Origin of the sequence: Desulfopila inferna (genome assembly GCF_016919005.1) — a bacterium.
GTDB classification, from domain to species: domain Bacteria; phylum Desulfobacterota; class Desulfobulbia; order Desulfobulbales; family Desulfocapsaceae; genus Desulfopila_A; species Desulfopila_A inferna.
Genome location: NZ_JAFFQE010000002.1, coordinates 528839 through 547423, shown reverse-complemented (window position 1 = coordinate 547423; position 18585 = coordinate 528839). Strand labels below are relative to the sequence as shown.

Sequence of the window (18585 nt, the reverse complement as noted above, 5' to 3'; positions counted from 1 at the left end):
AACATAATATAACGAATAAATCACTTGACGCAATATAGAAATACCAATATATGAAGAGATCATATTACTCACTCAGATAAACAAGGAGATACAAATGGAAAACAACTATTTTAACAGACTGCCGCTGCGTCTGCAGCTTGAGGAGCTTTCCCAGTGCCGTTTAATGGAGCCTGCTGAATTTGATGGTGTGGAGGCGTTGAAAGGGAAAAAGATCGTCATTGTCGGTTGTGGAGCGCAGGGTTTGCACCAGGGGTTAAACCTGCGGGATTCTGGCCTTGATGTCTCTTATGCTCTGCGCCAGGGCGCTATAACCGAAAAGAGGCAATCCTGGAAAAATGCGACGGAGAACAATTTTACCGTCGGCACTTATGAGGAAGTTATCCCATCAGCCGATCTGGTCATAAACCTGGCCCCGGACAAACAGCATTCAGACGTGGTTTCCAAGGTTATGCCGTTTATGAAGCAGGGTGCCTGTCTTTCCTATTCGCATGGTTTCAATATAGTCGAGGTCGGCATGGAGATCCGTAAGGATCTGACGGTAATCATGGTCGCGCCGAAATCGCCCGGAACAGAGGTTCGGGAAGAGTTCAAACGTGGTTTCGGCGTACCTACGCTGCTGGCGGTGCATCGCGAGAATGATCCTCAGGAAAAGGGCTGGGAGATTGCCAAGGCCTATTGCTGCGGCACCGGTGGTGACAAGGCCGGGGCATTGCAGTCATCTTTTATAGCTGAGGTTAAGTCCGATCTCATGGGTGAACAGACCATCCTCTGCGGCATGCTCCAGGTCGGCTCCATTCTCTGCTACGACAAAATGGTGGAGGAAGGCATCGATCCGGGATATGCCTCGAAGCTGGTGCAGTATGGCTGGGAAACCATTACCGAATCCATGAAGCATGGCGGCATTACCAATATGATGGACAGACTTTCCAACCCGGCCAAGATAGAGGCATTTTATCTCGCCGAGGAGCTCAAGGAAATTCTGACCCCACTCTTTGAAAAACATATGGACGACATCATGTCAGGTCATTTTTCCAGGACAATGATGAAAGACTGGGCCAACGATGACGCCGATCTGCTCAGGTGGCGCAAGGCCTCCGGTGAAACTGCCTTCGAACAATCCGTAACTACGGATAAGGAAATCAGTGAGCAGGAGTATTATGACAATGGAATCCTTATGGTGGCCATGATCAAAGCCGGGGTCGAACTTGCTTATGATGTCATGGTATCGGCAGGCATCAAGGAAGAGTCCGCGTATTATGAGTCTCTTCATGAAACACCGCTCATTGCCAATACCATTGCCCGGAAAAAACTTTATGAGATGAATGTCGTCATTTCAGATACCGCAGAATATGGGAACTATCTTTTTGCCAATGCCGCTATACCATTGCTCGTCGATTTTATGAAGAAAATCGATACCAAAGTTATCGGCAAAGGGCTTGATGTCAAAGACTACAGTGTGGATAACCTCGAGCTGATCGAGGTAAACGAAGCTATCAGATATACCAGCATCGAGGCCGTGGGCGAGGAGCTGCGTTCATATATGAGCGCCATGAAACCTCTTATGTAGCGGCAATAGCCGATTCCGCTTTTTCATACCCACTGCCGCTGCCTGAGCGGTAGTGGGTATTTTTTTCGCTTCAACTGTACCGGAAGTTACAAGCCTTGCACTTCATTCCCCCGGCAATATCCTGATTTCGTACTATATCTATAGAACACGAAGTGGCATGAATTGTGCTTACGTGTGTCACATGGTTGGATAATTGTTTTCGCATCTCGAGGAAGAATTCCATCCCGGGTCTGAATCAGCTTTCCAAAGGGAACTCAATTAATAGTTCGCTTTGAAGGGAGCGGCTCTTTATTTCAACGAAACGGTATTTGAAGAAGGATTATAGAGAATATGGATATGGCATTTACTAAAAAGCACTCCAGGTCGATCGAACAGTTCATTTTTCCACTGGTTTCGACAACCCGGCAGGGGACGGCTTTAAATAGCAAAAATCAGGAATTTAATCGGTATCTCAAAGAGATCGGGCAATATGAGCTTCTCTCCCGCGAGGAGATGGAGAAAATGGCAATCAGGGTCATTGAGGATAATGATCAGGAGGCAGCCTACCGTTTGATATCCGCAAATTTGCGCCTTGTGGTGAAAGTGGCCATGGATTTTCAAAAATTTTGGATGCAGAATTTCATGGATCTTGTCCAGGAGGGCAATATTGGCCTGATCAAGGCGGTCAGAAAATTTGATCCACATAAAGGGGTAAGGTTTTCCTACTATGCCACCTATTGGATACGAGCCTATATTCTAAAATTCCTGATGAATAACAGGAGGCTGGTCAAACTCGGCACGACTCAGGCCCAGCGCAAGCTGTTTTTCAGCCTGAACAAGGAAAAAAAGGCACTTGAAATAAAGGGTTATGTGGCGGAACCGCGGCTATTGGCCGAGCGGCTCAATGTGAAAACATCGGATATCGAGGAAATGGGCTGCCGTCTGGATAATGAGGAGGTATCGCTGGAAAGTCCAATCGGTTCGGACTCCGAAACCGAAAAAAAGGACTTCATTGCCAGTAATGACCCTGGAATTGAAGACATACTTTGCAGCCGCGATATGAAAAAAAGAGTCCATTCACTGGTTCAGGATCTCGAGGGGAGCCACAACGAAAAAGAAAAAATGATACTTGAGAAGAGGCTTCTCACGGACGATCCCCTGACCTTGCAGAAGATCTCCGAAATATTTGGTATCTCCAGAGAACGTATCCGTCAGATCGAGAGTAATATGCTCAGAAAAATGAAAAAATACATAGAAGAGACGGATCCGGAAATGATGATTTTCGCCGCCGGCGTACTGCCCCGGAAAAAAGCACTGGCAGAGGTGTACTCAAGATAGTTGTCACCTCCCTTCTTTATCCTCTCTCCCCGAAGGAGTCGCAGCGGAGATCTCGCTGCGGCTCATCTCTTCTCCAATATCCTTTTGCCATAAATCCAGTAATCGTCTCTCCGCACTTATAAAGAGGGGAACAGGGAGACGCTTTGATGATTATAACCGGAGCCCGATACTGCTGGATCTTCATGTGGAAATACGATAACCTGAAGGTGGATACAGATCAGCCGTTCAAGTCAGATACTGGAGGATATGATGCGATTTGATTTTCCCAACAGAAACGGTGAGATATTGTCAGGAAAGTTGGAACTCCCACCGTCGTCTCCGCGTGCATTTGCCTTGTTTGCCCACTGCTTTACCTGTTCAAAAGATATTATTGCCGCCCATGTTATCTCCAAAACTCTAGCCGCCGCCGGTATTGGCGTTTTACGTTTTGATTTTACCGGACTGGGAAACAGTCAGGGCGACTTTTCAAATACCAATTTTTCCTCAAATGTCGAGGATCTGTTGAGTGCCTGTGACTATTTAGGGGAAAAATATGAATTTCCCGAGCTTCTCATCGGACATAGTCTTGGAGGGGCTGCTGTCTTAAAGGCGGCTACCAAAATAAAATATGCCAGGGCGGTGGTCACCATCGCGGCTCCCAGCGATGTCCGTCATGTACACCATCTGCTGCAAACGGATATCGGCACAATCGAAGAAGAGGGAAAGGCAGACGTTCAACTGGCCGGGCGCAGTTTTACCGTCAGGAAACAATTCCTCGACGACGTCAATGAAACCGAGCTGCTGGAAGGGATAAGAAAATTCCGGAAAGCATTGCTGGTGATGCACGCACCTCTGGATAAAATAGTTTCCATTGATCATGCTTCCGCAATTTTTAAGGCTGCAAAACATCCTAAGAGTTTTGTGACGCTGGACAGTGCCGACCATCTGCTTTCCAATAAAAGAGATGGCAGATATGCCGCCGCTGTTATAGCAGCCTGGGTTGACAGATACATTTCCTCAGTACCCGAAGAGAAGGTAAGGGCGGAAAAGGGAACGGTTCGGGTCCGCTCAAGAAAAGGGGCAAAATACACCCAGGATATTGCCACTCTCGATCATCAGCTTGTGGCGGATGAGCCGACATCAGCCAGGGGGGACAATCTGGGAATGAATCCTTATGAGCTGCTTCTGGCGGCACTCGGCGCCTGCACCTCAATGACCCTGGCAATGTATGCCGAGCGCAAGGGTATGCCTCTGGAAGAGGTCGAGGTTAAGCTCCAGCATGAGAAAATTCATGCGAAAGACTGTGCAAACTGCGAAACTTCCAATGGAAAGATCGACAGGATCTATAAGACTATTTCACTTTCAGGTCCGCTGAGCGACGAACAAAAGCAGCGTCTCCATGAAATCGCCGAGAAATGTCCGGTAAATAAAACGCTCAAGTCGGAAATCGATATGATGATCCAAAAATAATTGGTCAATGTGCTTCCCATGACTGTCGTTGCTCCTTAACGTCGTCCTTTCAGGACTCATGGTGTGTGCGCAATGTTTCCGGTGGTTGAAAACACCGGCTATACGCCCCAATCCCTTCGGGATTCTTAAAACCACCGGACAGCCCCCCATTCTCCAAGTCCTGAAAGGACGACGTTGTTGCTTTCTCGTCCAAAGGTATCGCTCGTCATATTCCACCTCAGGACGTTAAAGAATCACGTACTGCAAATAACGTGATATATTAGTGCCTTACTCCCATGAAGCTGTTCATGAAAACAAGAAAATGGAAAGTACATAAAAAGTAGGCCCGTTAAGCATACTGCCAAGGCACTGATATCCCTCAAAGGGGTTCTGTGAAGAGTACAGCTCTGTTGGGTTAGTAATTTGTCAGCGTCCGCCTGACGGCATCCTTCCAACCTTTGTATTTGCGTTGCCGTATTTCACTGGAGAGATGCGGCAGAAATTGTCTGTCCAGTCTCCAGGTGGAGGAAAATTCCTCGGGGGAAGGATAGATGCCGGCTCGCAGACCGGCCAGATATGCTGCCCCTACCGCGGTGGTTTCGAGGATGACGGGCCGATCTACAGGAGCATCGAGAATGTCGGCTAAAAACTGCATGGTCCAGTCATTGGCGACCATGCCACCGTCTACGCGTAAGACGGTATTGGCGGCGAGATCGGGCCAGTCGCCCTTCATTGCCTCAAGCAGATCCCTGGTCTGGTAGCATACCGACTCCAATGCCGCCCGGGAAAGCTCGGCAGGAGTGGTACCGCGGGTTATCCCGAAGATGGCGCCGCGGGCATCGGGATCCCAATAGGGGGCTCCAAGCCCGGTGAAGGCCGGGACAAGGTAGACATCCTGAGCAGGATCGGCCTTGGCTGCCAGTTCAGCAGTCATCGATGCCTCTTCAATAACCCCGAGAGCGTCGCGCATCCACTGGACCGCAGCCCCGGCGATGAATATCGAACCTTCTATAGCATAGGTTGTCCTGCCATTAAGACGGTAAGCTATGGTAGTCAGCAGTCGATTGTTTGAGATGACCGGATCCTCACCTGTATTGAGGACCGCAAAACAACCGGTGCCGTAGGTGGATTTTATCATTCCCGGCTCAAAACAGGCCTGGCCCACCAGAGCGGCCTGTTGATCGCCGGCAACACCTTGTATTTTAAGAGGGACATCAAAAATCCCCGGCGCCGTCACTCCGAAATCATCGGAAGAATCCAGGACTTCGGGAAGAAGCGTTGCCGGTATATTCAGCAACTCGAGGATAGCGGTATCCCAGCAATTATCGTGGATATTATAAAGCAGGGTACGGGAAGCATTGGTGGCATCGGTGACATGGGTTTTGCCCCCGGTCAACCGCCAGATGAGGAAAGAGTCGATCGTGCCGAATGCCAGCTCCCCGGCTTCCGCTCTGGCCTGTGCTCCTTCGACATTATCGAGGAGCCAGCGAACCTTGGTTGCGGAAAAATAGGCATCGATCAGCAGTCCGGTTTTATCGGCAAACATCCTGGTATGACCTTTTTCCATCAGCTCATTGCAAAACCCTGCCGTTCTTCTATCCTGCCAGACGATAGCCTTGTGGATTGGCCGGCCTGTTGCGCGGTCCCAGATGATGACGGTTTCGCGTTGATTGGTTATGCCGATGGTGGCGATGTCTCCAGCACTCAAACCGGCCTGGTGCAACGCCTGATGACAGGTGGTCAGACAGGTCTGCCAGATCTCTTCCGGATCATGCTCGACCCAGCCGGATTGCGGGAAAAACTGCTCAAACTCCTGCTGGGCAACAGCGATAATCTCAAAACGGTCATCAAAAATGATAGCCCTGCTGGAGGTTGTACCCTGATCAATGGCAAGAACATGGGGGGACATCGCCTTCTCCTTCGAGTAAAATAAATCCGGCGGGCAGCCGGGTCCTTTTTTGACAACAAATACCTTTTTCTGTAATAACTATTTCTGATTACCCCTGAAACTCAGGAATTTTCCGGCTCGGCCTGAGGAGCTGAGGATAAGGGGTAATCAGGTAACGATTTACAACATAGAAGAGGCCGGCCATATCGCAAGCCGGCCTCCTGGTTTTTATTGCGGCAGCATATGATATTTTCTATATCGTTGTGCTATTCTTTCTTTGCCGCTTCCCAGCTTTTGACCAGCTCGTCATAATCAATGGTCATGCCCTGAGGTTTTTCATTGGCCAGCTTCGGCTTGGGGGCACCCGGCATATTGAACCAATAAGAAGGATCCTTGGCTTCATTCAGTTTGGGTCCACATTCACCCTGGATACCGGCGCGTTCCAGACGCTGCATTACCTTGTCCTGCTGCATAGCAAGAGAATCCATGGCCTCCTGGGGAGTTTTCGAGCCTGTAACCGCATCGGCAACATTCTGCCACCAGAGTTGAGCAAGTTTGGGGTAGTCGGGAACATTGGTGCCTGTTGGTGTCCACTGCACACGGGCCGGACTGCGGTAAAATTCCACGAGACCGCCCAATTTCGGAGCTCGTTCGGTAAAAGATTCATGCCAGATGTCACTATCCCGGATCGGGGTAAGTCCTACATGGGTTTTCTTCAGGCTGACGGATTTGGAGACGACGAACTGGGCATAGAGCCAGGCGGCCTTGCGGCGGTCAACCGGAGTCGATTTCATCAGGGTCCAGGAACCCGCATCCTGATAGCCAAGCTTCATGCCTTCGCTCCAGTATGGTCCGTGGGGAGAAGGTGCCATGCGCCATTTAGGATTGTTGTTTTCATCGACGACGGGGGTACCCGGTTGCGCCATATCGGCGGTAAAGGCGGTATACCAGAAAATTTGCTGGGCAATCTCACCCTGGGCAGGAATAGGACCTGCTTCCGAGAAAGTCATTCCGGCAGCTTCGGGGGGTGCATACTTTTTCAACCAGTCGATATATTTGGTCAGTGAATATACTGCCGCCGGACCATTCGTGGCACCGCCGCGGGCAACGGTCGAGCCGACAGGCCGGCAGCCATCCACGCGGATCCCCCACTCATCGACGGGCAGGCCGTTGGGAATTCCCTCATCGCCGGCACCGGCCATGGAGAGCCATGCATCGGTAAAACGCCAGCCGAGTGATGGATCTTTCTTGCCATAATCCATATGGCCATAGACCTTTTTGCCGTCTATTTCCTTGACTGTCTCAGTAAAAAATTCGGCAATATCTTCATAGGCCGACCAGTTGACGGGAACGCCCAGCTCATAGCCGTAGGCATCCTTGAATTGTTTCTGCAGATCCGGACGCTTGAACCAGTCATAGCGGAACCAGTAGAGATTGGCGAACTGCTGGTCGGGGAGCTGATAGAGCTTACCGTCCGGCCCGGTGGTAAATGATATACCCATGAAATCATCGATATCAAGCATGGGATTGGTTACATCCTTGCCCTCGCCTTCCATCCAGTCGGTCAGCGGCACAGCCTGCTGATAGCGGAAGTGGGTACCGATCAAATCAGAGTCGTTGATGTAGGCGTCATAGATATTCTTGTTGGACTGCATCTGGGTCTGCAGTTTCTCGATAACATCGCCTTCACCGATCAGGTCATGAGTCAGATTTATGCCGGTTATTTCCGTAAAAGCCTTGGCAAGGGTTTTGGATTCATATTCATGGGTGGTAATGGTTTCCGAGACGACATTGATATTCATACCTTTAAAGGGTTCTGCCGCCTTGATAAACCATTCCATCTCTTTCATCTGCTCAGCCTTGGACAGAGTCGACGGCTGAAACTCAGTGTCTACCCACTTCTGTGCCTCCTCGGTGCCGGCCTGCAAACTTCCAGGTCCGGCCAGGAGAGCAACCATTGCAGCAGCTGTTGCCAATTGTTTAATCATTGTCCTTCTCCTCTGTTGTTCTTTGAATTTTTCCATTCCCCATTTCCCATTCGCTCAAGGTTTAAGGTAATGGAGCAAAATACCAACAACGAATCGGTGATATTGCCCTTCCCGGCAAGAGAATCCGGTAAAGGGAAATGCCACTTTTATACCCACTTAAATACGCACAGGGCGTAAATGAGTGACAGCACCATGGCCCACCACAGATTGATGCTGAGAAGTCCCAGCCAGAAAATGTGGATATAGGCAGAACCCAACAATGAAATAAAAAGGCGGTCTCCGCGTGTGGTTTCAAACCCCAGTACACCGTGGCGGGGAGCACCGCCGGGAGATTTCATTTCCCAGATAGTCATGCAGACAAGCAGGGTAAGAATTATCAGGAAAAAAGTGGCCGTGGGTTTGGTCCAGGCCATCCAGTTCAGGTTCATGATATTCCTCCTCTAGACCCGGCCAAGGGCAAATCCCTTGGCAATATGATTGCGGACAAACCAGATCACCAGCGTCCCCGGAACGATGGTGAGCACACCGGCTGCGGCAAGAACTCCCCAGTCGAGACCAGAGGCGGAAACCGTTCTGGTCATGATCGCAGAAATAGGTTTGGCCTCGACGGCGGTGAGTGTTCTGGCGAGAAGAAGTTCGACCCAGGAAAACATAAAACAGAAAAAGGCGGTGACTCCGATGCCCGAGGCGATATTGGGCACGAATATCTTAAGAAAAAACCGAGGCCAGGAGTAGCCGTCGATAAAGGCTGTTTCGTCAATTTCCTTGGGAACGCCGGACATGAAGCCCTCAAGAATCCAGACGGCAAGAGGCAGATTGAACAGACAATGGGCCAGGGCCACGGCGATATGGGTATCAAAGAGTCCAATGGAGGAGTAGAGCTGAAAAAAGGGCAGGGCGAAAACTGCGGGCGGCGCCATCCTGTTGGTCAGCAGCCAGAAAAAAAGATGCTTGTCGCCGACAAAGGAGTAGCGGGAGAAGGCATACGCTGCCGGCAGAGCAAAGGTCACGGAAATAACGACGTTGATGGAGACATAGATCATCGAATTGATATATCCTGAATACCAGGAGGAATCATTGAAGATCACTGCATAGTTGGCAAAGGTCAGATTCCGGGGCCAGATGCTGAAGACCGAGAGAATTTCCGAGTTTGTTTTCAGGCTCATGTTGAGCAGCCAATAGATGGGAAGCAGCAGAAAGATGATATAGACGAAGGGGATCAGCCACTTGAGTTTCATGTTTAATTTCCTCCTTTCGGGCCACTTTTCTGGCCGCTTTCGACGCCGACATTGCTCATCACCGTATAGAAGACATAGGAGAGCAGCAGGATGACCAGAAAGTAGATTAACGACATTGCTGCAGCGGGTCCCAGGTCAAACTGTCCGATCGCCATTTTGACCAGGTCGATGGAGAGAAAGGTGGTGGAGTTGCCGGGGCCGCCGCCGGTGACGACAAAGGGTTCGGTATAGATCATAAAACTGTCCATGAAGCGCAGCAGCACGGCGATCAGCAGCACCCGCTGCATTTTGGGAAGCTGGATATAGCGGAAAACGGCAAGCCGGGAAGCGCCGTCGATTTTGGCTGCCTGATAGTAGGCTTCGGGAATCGAGCAGAGTCCGGCATAGCAGAGCAGCACCACCAGGCTGGTCCAGTGCCAGACATCCATGATAACGACGGTGATCCAGGCCGCCAGCGGATCCTGGGTGTAGTTGTAGTCAATACCCAGTGCGGCCAGGGTATGGCCGAGTAGTCCGATATCGACCCTGGCAAAGATCTGCCAGATGGTACCCACCACATTCCAGGGAATGAGGAGCGGCAGGGCCATGGTAACCAGGCAGACCGGTACACCCCAGCCTTTCCTGGGCATGGACAGGGCGATGATTATCCCCAAAGGTATTTCGATGGCAAGAATGATGCCTGAAAAAAGCAGCTGCCTGAGAAAAGAGTCGTGAAAGCGTTCGGAATGCAGTAAATCCCTGAACCAGTCGAGTCCCGCCCAGAAGAAGACATTGTTGCCGAAGGTATCCTGCACCGAATAATTGACCACCGTCATCAGGGGAATGATGGCACTGAAGGCCACCAGAAGAAAAACCGGCAGGACCATAAACCATGCCTTCTGATTAACCTGTTTTTTGATCACAGCTCCTCTCCCGTTATTAAATTGTCATCTCCATAGATATTGATATGATCAAGGTCAAAAACGATAGTGCCCGTATCCCCGGCGACTTCCATAAACTCGGGGACGATAACATTGAAGACACTGCTGTTGAAACTGACCCTGGCAATCTTATATGGTCCGATATCGTCAATTTTATGTATTCTTACCGCCAAGCCTTCCGATCCCGGAGGCTTAAGACTCATGTATTCCGGGCGCACACCGAGTTCAATCTTACGGAAATTAGAGAGATCGCCATATTTCCGCTTCAAGGCGATATCGTGTCCTTCCACCCTCATCCTGTTGCCCGAAACTTCACAGGCGATTATGTTCATGCCGGGTGAACCGATGAAATAACCGACAAAGGTGTGTTCAGGGTTTTCGAAAAGAGCTTCAGGTGTGCCCACCTGCACGATTTTACCTTCATACATCACCACCACCTCGTCGGCAAAGGTGAGCGCTTCCGTCTGGTCATGGGTCACATAGATCATGGTGAAGCCGAACTTTTTGTGAAGCCGTTTAAGCTGCGAGCGCAGCTCCCATTTCAGGTGGGGATCGATCACGGTCAGAGGCTCGTCGAAAAGGATAGCATTGACGCTTTGACGAATCAGTCCCCTGCCCAGGGATATTTTCTGTTTGGCATCCGCGGTGAGGTGTTGCGCTTTGCTGTAGAGCTCCTTATCCAGATCCAGTATTCGGGCAAGTTCTATAACCCTCGGCTCTATCTCCTTGCGGCTGCGCCCTCTGTTTTTCAGGGGAAAGGCCAGATTCTCAAAAACCGTCATAGTGTCGTAAATTACCGGAAATTGGAATATCTGGGCAATATTACGCTGTTCAGTCGCCAGGGTAGTGACGACCCTGTCATCGAAAAGAACATCGCCAAGAGTAGGTGTCAGTAAACCGGAAATAATGTTGAGAAGTGTTGTTTTGCCACAGCCTGATGGGCCGAGAAGAGCGTAGCAGTTGCCGTCCCTCCAGGTGAGGTCAAGGCTTTTCAGGGCAAAATCATCGGGATTTGTTGAAGGACCCGAATAAGAGTGTGCAATTTCTTTTAGAGTGATATTGGCCATCTTTTTTCTCAAGCAGGCGACAGGTGGGCAGGTGCCACTACCAGGTCATCGTTATCATCAAATACATAGAATCTGTCAGGATCAAGAAAGACTTCAATGGTTTCCTCAATTTCGAATGAATGGATGGAATGTGCCAGCACAACCCAGCGCAACCCGGCGATATCTACATGAATATAACTGTCGGATCCGGTGATCTCGGTGACAATCACCCTGGCCTTGACGCCGATGGCCTGCGCCGATGTCGGCTCAAGATAAAGATGATGAGGACGGAAGGCGATGGTATAGTCGGCATCGGCAAGCCGCGGCAACTCGCCGATCAGGGGGATTTCGACATGCTTGAAGAGCATGCGGTTGTTCAGTTTGGTCACCGGCAGCAGATTCAGCGGCGGGTCGGAAAAGGTCTGTGCCGTAAGGAGGTTTTCAGGCCGATGGAAAATCTCCAGTGTCGGCCCGAACTGATACACCCGGCCCTCATGAAGCGCCGCGGTATTACCGCCAAGCAGCAGTGCCTCGGAAGGTTCGGTGGTGGCGTAGACGAATATGGCGCCGGTTGCTGAAAAGATACGGGGAAGTTCCTCGCGCAGTTCTTCGCGCAGTTTATAGTCGAGATTAGCCAGGGGTTCGTCGAGCAGTACCAGGTTTGCTCCCTTGACCAGGGCTCTTGCCAGCGCGGTACGCTGCTGTTGGCCTCCTGATAGTTCCATCGGCATGCGTCCAAGCATATCGGACAATTTAAGGAGTTCGGCTATTTCGTGAACCCTTGTCTTTACCTCTTTTTTGGCGGTCCCGGCTATTTTCAGCGGGGAGGCGATATTCTCGTAAACGCTCAGATTAGGATAATTGATGAACTGCTGATAGACCATGGCGACATTGCGTTTCTGCACCGGGATCCCGGTAACATCCCGGCCGTCGATAAGCAGTTTACCCGAAGATGGCTTATCAAGTCCGGCCATCAGTCGCATCAGGCTGGTCTTGCCGGAGAGTGTCGGCCCCAGAAGGATATTCAGCGAGCCCGATTCAAATGTGAGGGTTACGTCGGCGATGTGCAGTTCTTTGCCGACCATTTTGGAGATGTTTTGTAACTCAAGCTGCATCATTTCCTCGTTTGGCAAGGGTGATGAATTGAACCACCGGAAAAAGTAATCTCTCTATTTATCGCGATCTTCCACAATGCTGCGGAGAAATCCTGGGCGGCGGTTGTCGGCCTGCGCAAAATCAGCCTCTGCAGGAGGTCATGTTTTTATATGGTGCTATCGGAATTTCCTCATGTTAGCAGTCATTTGTGAACATAAGCAAGGAATTTATTGATTTCGATGGCTTTTCATCCAGTCTTCAAGGCCACAACATTCTTCTCTGTCCAAAAAAAGACCCATATTCGATCGGCGCCGCAACACATCCTCCGCAGTCATGGCCCATTCGTGTGTCATCAGATAAGATACTTCCACTTCATAGAGATCAGCACCGAAGCATCGGCCGAGATCGGACGCTGTCCTTACCCCTTTTACAATTTCAAATGCTTTGCTGCCATAGGCGCGCATCAGTCTGGTTGCATGTTTTTCTTCGAGGCAGCTGCAGGCTGAGCGGAGCTTTTCGACCTGCGCTTCAAACTCGAAAGGATGAAAATCCCCACCGGGGAGAGGTGCTCCCTCGGTCCATTCCTCTCCCATGGAAGGAATGTAAGGTCTGAGCTTCTGCAAAACGGCCTCTGCAAGCTTGCGGTATGTAGTGATCTTACCGCCATAGATCGAAAGCAATGGAGCTGAACCGTTATCATCATCGATTTTCAGGACATAATCACGTGTCGCTGCTTTAGCCTCATTTTTGCCGTCGTCGAAAAGCGGGCGGACACCAGAGTAGCTGCTGATGACACTCTCCCGGGTAACCGGGGTGATAAAATATTCGCTGGCGGCATCACAGAGGTATTGAATCTCTTCATCGCTGATCTCAACCTTGCCCGGGTCGCCCTGGAAGTCGACATCGGTGGTGCCTATGAGCGTAAATTCATTCTCATAGGGAATCGCAAAAATGATACGGCCGTCGGCGTTCTGGAATATATAGCTGCGCTTATGGGAGAAGAGCTTCTTGACGATGATATGGCTGCCTTTGACCATTCTGATGTGCTCTCCGTGGTCCTCATGGTCGGCATGGGTGAGAAAATCATCGAGCCAGGGTCCTGTTGCGTTGATGACGGCAAGAGCATTTATCTCTGAATGAGTGCCGTTTTCAGTGTTTTCCAGCTTGAGCTGCCAGATGCCGTTAACGCGGACGGCCTGGATGCATTTGGTCCGGGGGAGAATATGGGCTCCAGCGGCTGAAGCATCCATGGCATTGAGAATTACCAGACGGCTGTCCATAACCCAGCAATCCGAATATTCAAAACCTTTGGTGAAGAGTTTTTTCAGCGGAGCCCCGGCTTCGTCGCGGGTAAGGTCAACCGTCGAGGTCCCGGGAAGAAGGCGTCGGCCACCGAGGTGATCGTAGAGAAAAAGCCCTAGACGGACAAGCCAGTATGGCCGTAGTCCTTGATGATGAGGAAGGATAAAACGTAGCGGCCAGATAATGTGGGGAGCGGCTCTCAAGAGAACCTCACGTTCCCGCAGCGCCTCGCGAACGAGGCGGAACTGATAATATTCCAGATAGCGTAAGCCGCCGTGGATAAGCTTGGTGCTGGCCGATGAGGTGCCGCCGGCTAGATCGTTCTGTTCGCTCAGGAAGACGGACAAACCCCTGCCTGCGGCGTCTCTGGCTATCCCGCAGCCATTGATGCCGCCTCCAATAACTGCCAGGTCATACAGTGGAGTCTTCATATCAGAGGGCGCTCCATGAAAATACCTCGCTTCGGAAACAACAAATTGGTTTCGGAAAATACGCAAAACAGTTTCGAGTGCATCTAAAAATAAGGCTAAACGAAATGGAAATCATTTGCAAGTGAAATTTATGCTATAAATAAGGGATCGTACGGGGGATGTTGAAACTGGAGGAAGAAATAATTCAGGAAAGGACGGATGGCATCATCCGGGTTCGGCAATCTCGAGGACAACCTCATGCTCTTGGCAGAGATCACGGAATTTTTTAGAAGGTATTCCGTCGATGACCAGCGTGTCGATCTGGGAAATGTGTCCAATACGAACCGGGGCATTACGATTGAACTTCATCATATCGGCTACCATGATTACATGCCTCGAATTGGCTATTATAGCCTGGGCCACCCGTACTTCGCTGAGGTCGTAGTCGAGCAGGAGGCCATCCTCGTCTATACCCGAGACGCCGATGATCGCATAATCTACCTTGAACTGGTTGATAAAATCCACAGCGGCTACACCGACGATACCGCCGTCTGAACGGCGCACCAATCCTCCGGCTATAATCAACTCGATGCCGGGGGAAGATCTGAGAATATCTATGGCTTTGATGTTGTTGGTAATCGCCATCAGGCCGCGGTGAGAGGTGAGTTCCATGGCCACCTGTTCGGTGGTGGTTCCTATATTGATAAAAAGAGAACAATTATCGGGAATAAGCTGAGCCGCCCGTTTGCCGATGGCCTTTTTGCTTTGCGGCGCCAGCAGCTTGCGCGCCTCATAACTGACATTTTCGATGCTTGATCCGATGATGGCGCCGCCATGGACTCGCTGGAGCAGCTGCCGGTTGCAAAGCTCGTTGAGATCCTTGCGGATCGTCTGCGGCGACACACGAAAAAAAGCGGCGAGCTGATCGACATTGACCCTGCCTTTTTTCTTGGCAGTATGAAGAATATGTTTCTGTCTTTCGGATATAATTTCCATAGAAAAGCGAAGCGGCGGTGAAATTTAGAATGTAAAGAACGGGATCGTCCGGCGCCATCTCAGGCTAACATTATTCATGGTAGTACTACAGTTGTCAAACAAAATAAAATGCCGCCATTTTTTTATCCATAAATTAATAGCAATCATTCCATATTATTATAATTGATGATATGGTTGTGGGCAGACCAATGGGCACCGAGCAATGCTGCTTATACTAAAATGCCATTTACAGACAGGCACTATCTGAGAGGATGATGAATGGAAACCTATACCGATATAGAAGTTCGCTATGAAGACAAGGTTGCGCATATTATCATTAACCGGCCGGACAAATTGAATGCCATTCGGATAAAAACCTATAGAGAGTTGATCTCTGCACTGCAGGAGGCTGACGATTCCCCGGATTGTCATCTCATCGTTTTGGAGGGGAGCGGCGGTCAGTTCACGGCAGGTAATGATCTTGCCGACCTGGTCGGAGCCGATAAGCAGCAGGTAATGGACGGAGTACAGGGGATTTTTAACTGTGTCGCCGGTCTGAAAAAGGTAGTGATAGGCGTGGTGGAAGGAGTAGCAGTAGGTATCGGCACAACCCTCCTGCTGCACTGTGATCTCGTCGTTGCCTCCAGCAAAACCAGATTCCGTCTGCCCTTCGCCAATCTCGGGGTCTGCCCGGAAGGCGGCTCGAGTGTCTTGCTGCCTCAGGCCATCGGCCAGAAAATGGCCCGGGAGGTGTTGCTGACCGGACGTTTTTTCAGTGCCGAAGAGGCCTTGCGCTGGGGATTGATCAACTCTGTTTTCGAAACGGGCAAGGCAGCAGAGGCGGCGCAACACTATATAGTACAGCTTCTTCGCCAGCCTCTCGATTCCCTTATTGCCACCAAGAAACTCATGCGGGCATCGATGGCCGATGTCGAAGAAGTGGTGAGCAATGAACTGCTGGTCTTTGGTGAACTCCTGGAAAAAGATGAAACGCGGCAGCGTATTGCGGGTCTGCTGAAACGATAAAGTATTTTTGGTTCACAGGCTGAAGGTGGCCTGCAGCAAAAACGTTGGGCTTCCTTGCGTCAGCACCAACCTAGCGGATTGTCGCAATCGAATTTTTGCAAGGTTGGGGGTGAGCCTAGCGAACCCCAACAATTTACAGCGTCTTTGCAACATCATGGAAACATTGATTCTTTAGGGGATTATTTCAAGCAGAAGAGCAAAAGTACGCTAAATCCGGAAGAGCCCTGTTTTATCTATGGCGTTTGAAAAAACTAAAAATCGACAGGAAACCTGGAGTGGGGCACTATCCCAGCAGAGCTGAACTCCTACAGTACCCCATTTGTGGGTATAGGTGCTTTGGCTGTAATATTTAAGTTATTAGCCTTTAGGGTTGTTTTCGTTTTTCTGCTTTTTATGACTGATTCTCAGGAGTGAGGAGTGAGGAGTGAGGAGTGAGGAGTGAGGAGCAAAGCACTAACCCAGCAGAGCTGGATAAGTGCTTTCGCTGTAGAGGCGGATTCACGGATTTTAACATATCTTCCGTTTTTCTGCTCTTAGGCTGTTCTCTAAGGAGTAAAGCACTAATCAGGCAGCATGTCATAAAAAAACGTCAACATGTCCGTCCGGGTCAGGATACCTATTATTCTGCCCTGGTGTTCAACCGGAAGATGGCCAATATTGCGCTGCACCATTATCTGGGCGGCCTCGGCAGGATCAATGTTTGGCGGAATGGTAGTCACGTTGCGCGCCATGAAAGCTTTGACCGGCGCCTTCCACTGGCGGTCCTGTTTGATTTTTTTTAAATCCCACAGTACGATTATGCCTTCCAGATCCTCTTCGGTACCCACCAGAATTCCCCTGATACCTTTCTCTTCCATGATTTCGCGAATCTTTTCCATCGGCGTGTCCGGAGATACCATGGTAACCGGATAGGACATCAGATCTGCAATTGTGGCCCTGTTGATCCTATTCTCCCTGATAACCCTGATGATCTTCTCTTTAACGCTTTCGGGGCTATAGCGTTCCAGTTTTATGGTCGCTGATGCAGCGCCGGGATGACCGCCGCCGCCAAAATGTCCCAATACTGCTGCGACATCAACACGTTCATTGGCACTGCGGGCAATAACGGTGCAGGAGGTTTCATTATTGACGAATATGGCGAAAACGACTTCGGTGCTGATGAGCTTGCGGTACATGCTGACGATGGAGGCCAGCATTGGCACATTCTTTTCGAGTTTGACGATATTGATCCCTATCAGGATCTTGCGATGGCTGATCTTCTCGGTGTTTTCGATCAGCTTGAAGAGAACATCTCTCTGCACTTCCTCATACGGAGGGTTGAGAAAAAACGAGGCAACATTGAGATCGGCGCAGTTGCCCAGCAGATATTCTGCGGCCGCGGCGTCCTCCCTTCCGGTCAAAGGATAGGAGAGGTGGCCGGTATCTTCATAGAGGCCAATGAGCAAAACCGTGGAGTCCAGAGGCGTCAGGCAAATTTTTCGGCGTTGCAGCTCCCTGACCAGCAGAGTCACGGTTGCACCGACAGGTTCGATACATTGCCAGGAGGCGTTGATGTCTCCTTCCTCATGATGATCCCAGATGTGAATCACCAGATCATCCCGTTGACGCAGTTTCTCCATACGGTCAAGTCGTTTCCAGCAGTGCGTGTCGACGACGATCAGGGTATCAACTTCTTCATGCTCGATTTCATGGGGAAGAACAATATTGAAGGCGGTTTTATGTGTCGAGAGGAATTTTTCCACATTCCTGTTGACCATTTTAGGAATTACACCAATTGCGCCGGGGTAAAGAATGGTTGCCGCAATGACGGAGGCAAGAGCATCGAAGTCGGTATTTTTATGGGTTGTGATAATTTTCATTGCAGATGTTTCCTTGTTCCTTCCCTATTGAGGCAAAAAAAGGTTCAGTTATCTTCTTCCCGCCCAGGGATGATGCCGTTCCCGGCAGTATTGACAACCCTGCCGCACCGGGGGCACTCCAGGATCAGACGGACATTGGAAAAACCTTCATGCTCTACGGTCAGCCTACTCCGGCTGCCGCATAAATCGCATCTTGCCGGATAACCACCCTTTCTCATACGGATAAAGACATAGGTCACATAAACACCGATGAGCAGGAAACCGGCCAGGGCGAATCGTTCAAATTCGGCCAGATAAAGTATGGCCAGGAGTAAGGCCGCAATGGCTCCGAAAAACCTGATCCAGTGGAAAAGCAGAATACTCATGGTGAGGCAGAGGTAAATCCGGGAAAAACAGCTATTCTTCCTTGAGGATAATGAAGTGGAAACAACATAATTGAATGGAGTAACGACCAGGCCGGGCATGAAGAAGATCGAAACGAACACGATCCTCTGCATGCCGTTGCTGCCGTAGCGGAAAGTAAAAT

15 protein-coding genes are annotated in these 18585 nt (G+C 50.2%); 4 read left to right on the top strand and 11 right to left on the bottom strand.

Features of this window, described 5'->3' with window-relative positions:
* Positions 1-94: 94 nt before the first annotated feature.
* The 3 genes from ilvC (at position 95) to JWG88_RS06395 (ending at position 4333) form a co-directional block, all read left to right on the top strand.
* Positions 95-1567 carry a ketol-acid reductoisomerase gene (ilvC, locus tag JWG88_RS06405; RefSeq protein ID WP_205232878.1) on the top strand — a complete coding sequence of 491 codons (1473 nt, stop codon included), beginning with the start codon at positions 95-97 and terminating at the stop codon, positions 1565-1567.
* Between the two features lie 336 nt (positions 1568-1903).
* Positions 1904-2884, top strand: a complete 981-nt coding sequence (locus JWG88_RS06400) for a sigma-70 family RNA polymerase sigma factor (RefSeq protein ID WP_240194300.1) — start codon at positions 1904-1906, stop codon at positions 2882-2884.
* A gap of 246 nt (positions 2885-3130) precedes the next feature.
* Positions 3131-4333, top strand: coding sequence for a bifunctional alpha/beta hydrolase/OsmC family protein (locus JWG88_RS06395; protein ID WP_205232876.1), 1203 nt, complete (start codon positions 3131-3133; stop codon positions 4331-4333).
* 394 nt (positions 4334-4727) lie between these two features.
* Here the strand turns inward: JWG88_RS06395 and glpK are convergent, their stop codons facing one another.
* The 9 genes from glpK to JWG88_RS06350 form a co-directional block, all read right to left on the bottom strand.
* Positions 4728-6221: a glycerol kinase GlpK gene (glpK, locus tag JWG88_RS06390; protein ID WP_205232875.1), complete on the bottom strand. Its 1494-nt coding sequence runs from the start codon at positions 6219-6221 to the stop codon at positions 4728-4730.
* Positions 6222-6466: 245 nt separating this feature from the next.
* Positions 6467-8158, bottom strand: coding sequence for an ABC transporter substrate-binding protein (locus JWG88_RS06385; protein ID WP_353740665.1), 1692 nt, complete (start codon positions 8156-8158; stop codon positions 6467-6469).
* Positions 8159-8334: 176 nt separating this feature from the next.
* Entirely contained in the window at positions 8335-8616 is a 282-nt protein-coding gene (locus tag JWG88_RS06380; RefSeq protein ID WP_205232873.1) for a DUF2160 domain-containing protein, read from the bottom strand.
* Between the two features lie 12 nt (positions 8617-8628).
* Positions 8629-9426, bottom strand: coding sequence for a carbohydrate ABC transporter permease (locus JWG88_RS06375; protein WP_205232872.1), 798 nt, complete (start codon positions 9424-9426; stop codon positions 8629-8631).
* Positions 9427-9428: 2 nt separating this feature from the next.
* Complete coding sequence (locus tag JWG88_RS06370) at positions 9429-10292, bottom strand: carbohydrate ABC transporter permease (protein ID WP_240194336.1); 864 nt, start codon at positions 10290-10292, stop codon at positions 9429-9431.
* Between the two features lie 32 nt (positions 10293-10324).
* The gene (locus JWG88_RS06365) at positions 10325-11413 is read right to left on the bottom strand and encodes an ABC transporter ATP-binding protein (protein ID WP_205232871.1); all 1089 of its coding nucleotides are present in this window, start codon (positions 11411-11413) and stop codon (positions 10325-10327) included.
* A gap of 8 nt (positions 11414-11421) precedes the next feature.
* Entirely contained in the window at positions 11422-12510 is a 1089-nt protein-coding gene (locus JWG88_RS06360) for an ABC transporter ATP-binding protein (protein ID WP_240194298.1), read from the bottom strand.
* A gap of 204 nt (positions 12511-12714) precedes the next feature.
* Positions 12715-14220, bottom strand: coding sequence for a glycerol-3-phosphate dehydrogenase (gene glpD, locus JWG88_RS06355; RefSeq protein WP_205232870.1), 1506 nt, complete (start codon positions 14218-14220; stop codon positions 12715-12717).
* 204 nt (positions 14221-14424) lie between these two features.
* Positions 14425-15195: a DeoR/GlpR family DNA-binding transcription regulator gene (locus JWG88_RS06350; RefSeq protein ID WP_205232869.1), complete on the bottom strand. Its 771-nt coding sequence runs from the start codon at positions 15193-15195 to the stop codon at positions 14425-14427.
* Between the two features lie 258 nt (positions 15196-15453).
* Between JWG88_RS06350 and JWG88_RS06345 the strand changes: the two genes are divergently transcribed.
* Positions 15454-16200, top strand: a complete 747-nt coding sequence (locus tag JWG88_RS06345) for an enoyl-CoA hydratase-related protein (protein ID WP_205232868.1) — start codon at positions 15454-15456, stop codon at positions 16198-16200.
* Positions 16201-16760: 560 nt separating this feature from the next.
* Here JWG88_RS06345 and JWG88_RS06340 read toward each other — a convergent pair.
* Both JWG88_RS06340 and JWG88_RS06335 read right to left on the bottom strand, forming a co-directional pair.
* Entirely contained in the window at positions 16761-18059 is a 1299-nt protein-coding gene (locus tag JWG88_RS06340; protein ID WP_205232867.1) for a CBS domain-containing protein, read from the bottom strand.
* A 44-nt stretch (positions 18060-18103) separates the two neighbouring features.
* On the bottom strand, positions 18104-18556 hold the full coding sequence (locus JWG88_RS06335) for a hypothetical protein (protein ID WP_205232866.1): 453 nt from the start codon (positions 18554-18556) through the stop codon (positions 18104-18106).
* Positions 18557-18585 lie beyond the last annotated feature (29 nt).

What these genes read in the sequence shown, in the direction of transcription:
- ilvC (WP_205232878.1), top strand. Translation starts at nt 95, where the DNA reads ATGGAAAACAACTATTTTAACAGACTGCCGCTGCGTCTGCAGCTTGAG.
- JWG88_RS06400 (WP_240194300.1), top strand. Translation starts at nt 1,904, where the DNA reads ATGGCATTTACTAAAAAGCACTCCAGGTCGATCGAACAGTTCATTTTT.
- JWG88_RS06395 (WP_205232876.1), top strand. Translation starts at nt 3,131, where the DNA reads ATGATGCGATTTGATTTTCCCAACAGAAACGGTGAGATATTGTCAGGA.
- glpK (WP_205232875.1), bottom strand. Translation starts at nt 6,221, where the DNA reads ATGTCCCCCCATGTTCTTGCCATTGATCAGGGTACAACCTCCAGCAGG.
- JWG88_RS06385 (WP_353740665.1), bottom strand. Translation starts at nt 8,158, where the DNA reads ATGGTTGCTCTCCTGGCCGGACCTGGAAGTTTGCAGGCCGGCACCGAG.
- JWG88_RS06380 (WP_205232873.1), bottom strand. Translation starts at nt 8,616, where the DNA reads ATGAACCTGAACTGGATGGCCTGGACCAAACCCACGGCCACTTTTTTC.
- JWG88_RS06375 (WP_205232872.1), bottom strand. Translation starts at nt 9,426, where the DNA reads ATGAAACTCAAGTGGCTGATCCCCTTCGTCTATATCATCTTTCTGCTG.
- JWG88_RS06370 (WP_240194336.1), bottom strand. Translation starts at nt 10,292, where the DNA reads ATGGTCCTGCCGGTTTTTCTTCTGGTGGCCTTCAGTGCCATCATTCCC.
- JWG88_RS06365 (WP_205232871.1), bottom strand. Translation starts at nt 11,413, where the DNA reads ATGGCCAATATCACTCTAAAAGAAATTGCACACTCTTATTCGGGTCCT.
- JWG88_RS06360 (WP_240194298.1), bottom strand. Translation starts at nt 12,510, where the DNA reads ATGATGCAGCTTGAGTTACAAAACATCTCCAAAATGGTCGGCAAAGAA.
- glpD (WP_205232870.1), bottom strand. Translation starts at nt 14,220, where the DNA reads ATGAAGACTCCACTGTATGACCTGGCAGTTATTGGAGGCGGCATCAAT.
- JWG88_RS06350 (WP_205232869.1), bottom strand. Translation starts at nt 15,195, where the DNA reads ATGGAAATTATATCCGAAAGACAGAAACATATTCTTCATACTGCCAAG.
- JWG88_RS06345 (WP_205232868.1), top strand. Translation starts at nt 15,454, where the DNA reads ATGGAAACCTATACCGATATAGAAGTTCGCTATGAAGACAAGGTTGCG.
- JWG88_RS06340 (WP_205232867.1), bottom strand. Translation starts at nt 18,059, where the DNA reads ATGAAAATTATCACAACCCATAAAAATACCGACTTCGATGCTCTTGCC.
- JWG88_RS06335 (WP_205232866.1), bottom strand. Translation starts at nt 18,556, where the DNA reads ATGCAGAGGATCGTGTTCGTTTCGATCTTCTTCATGCCCGGCCTGGTC.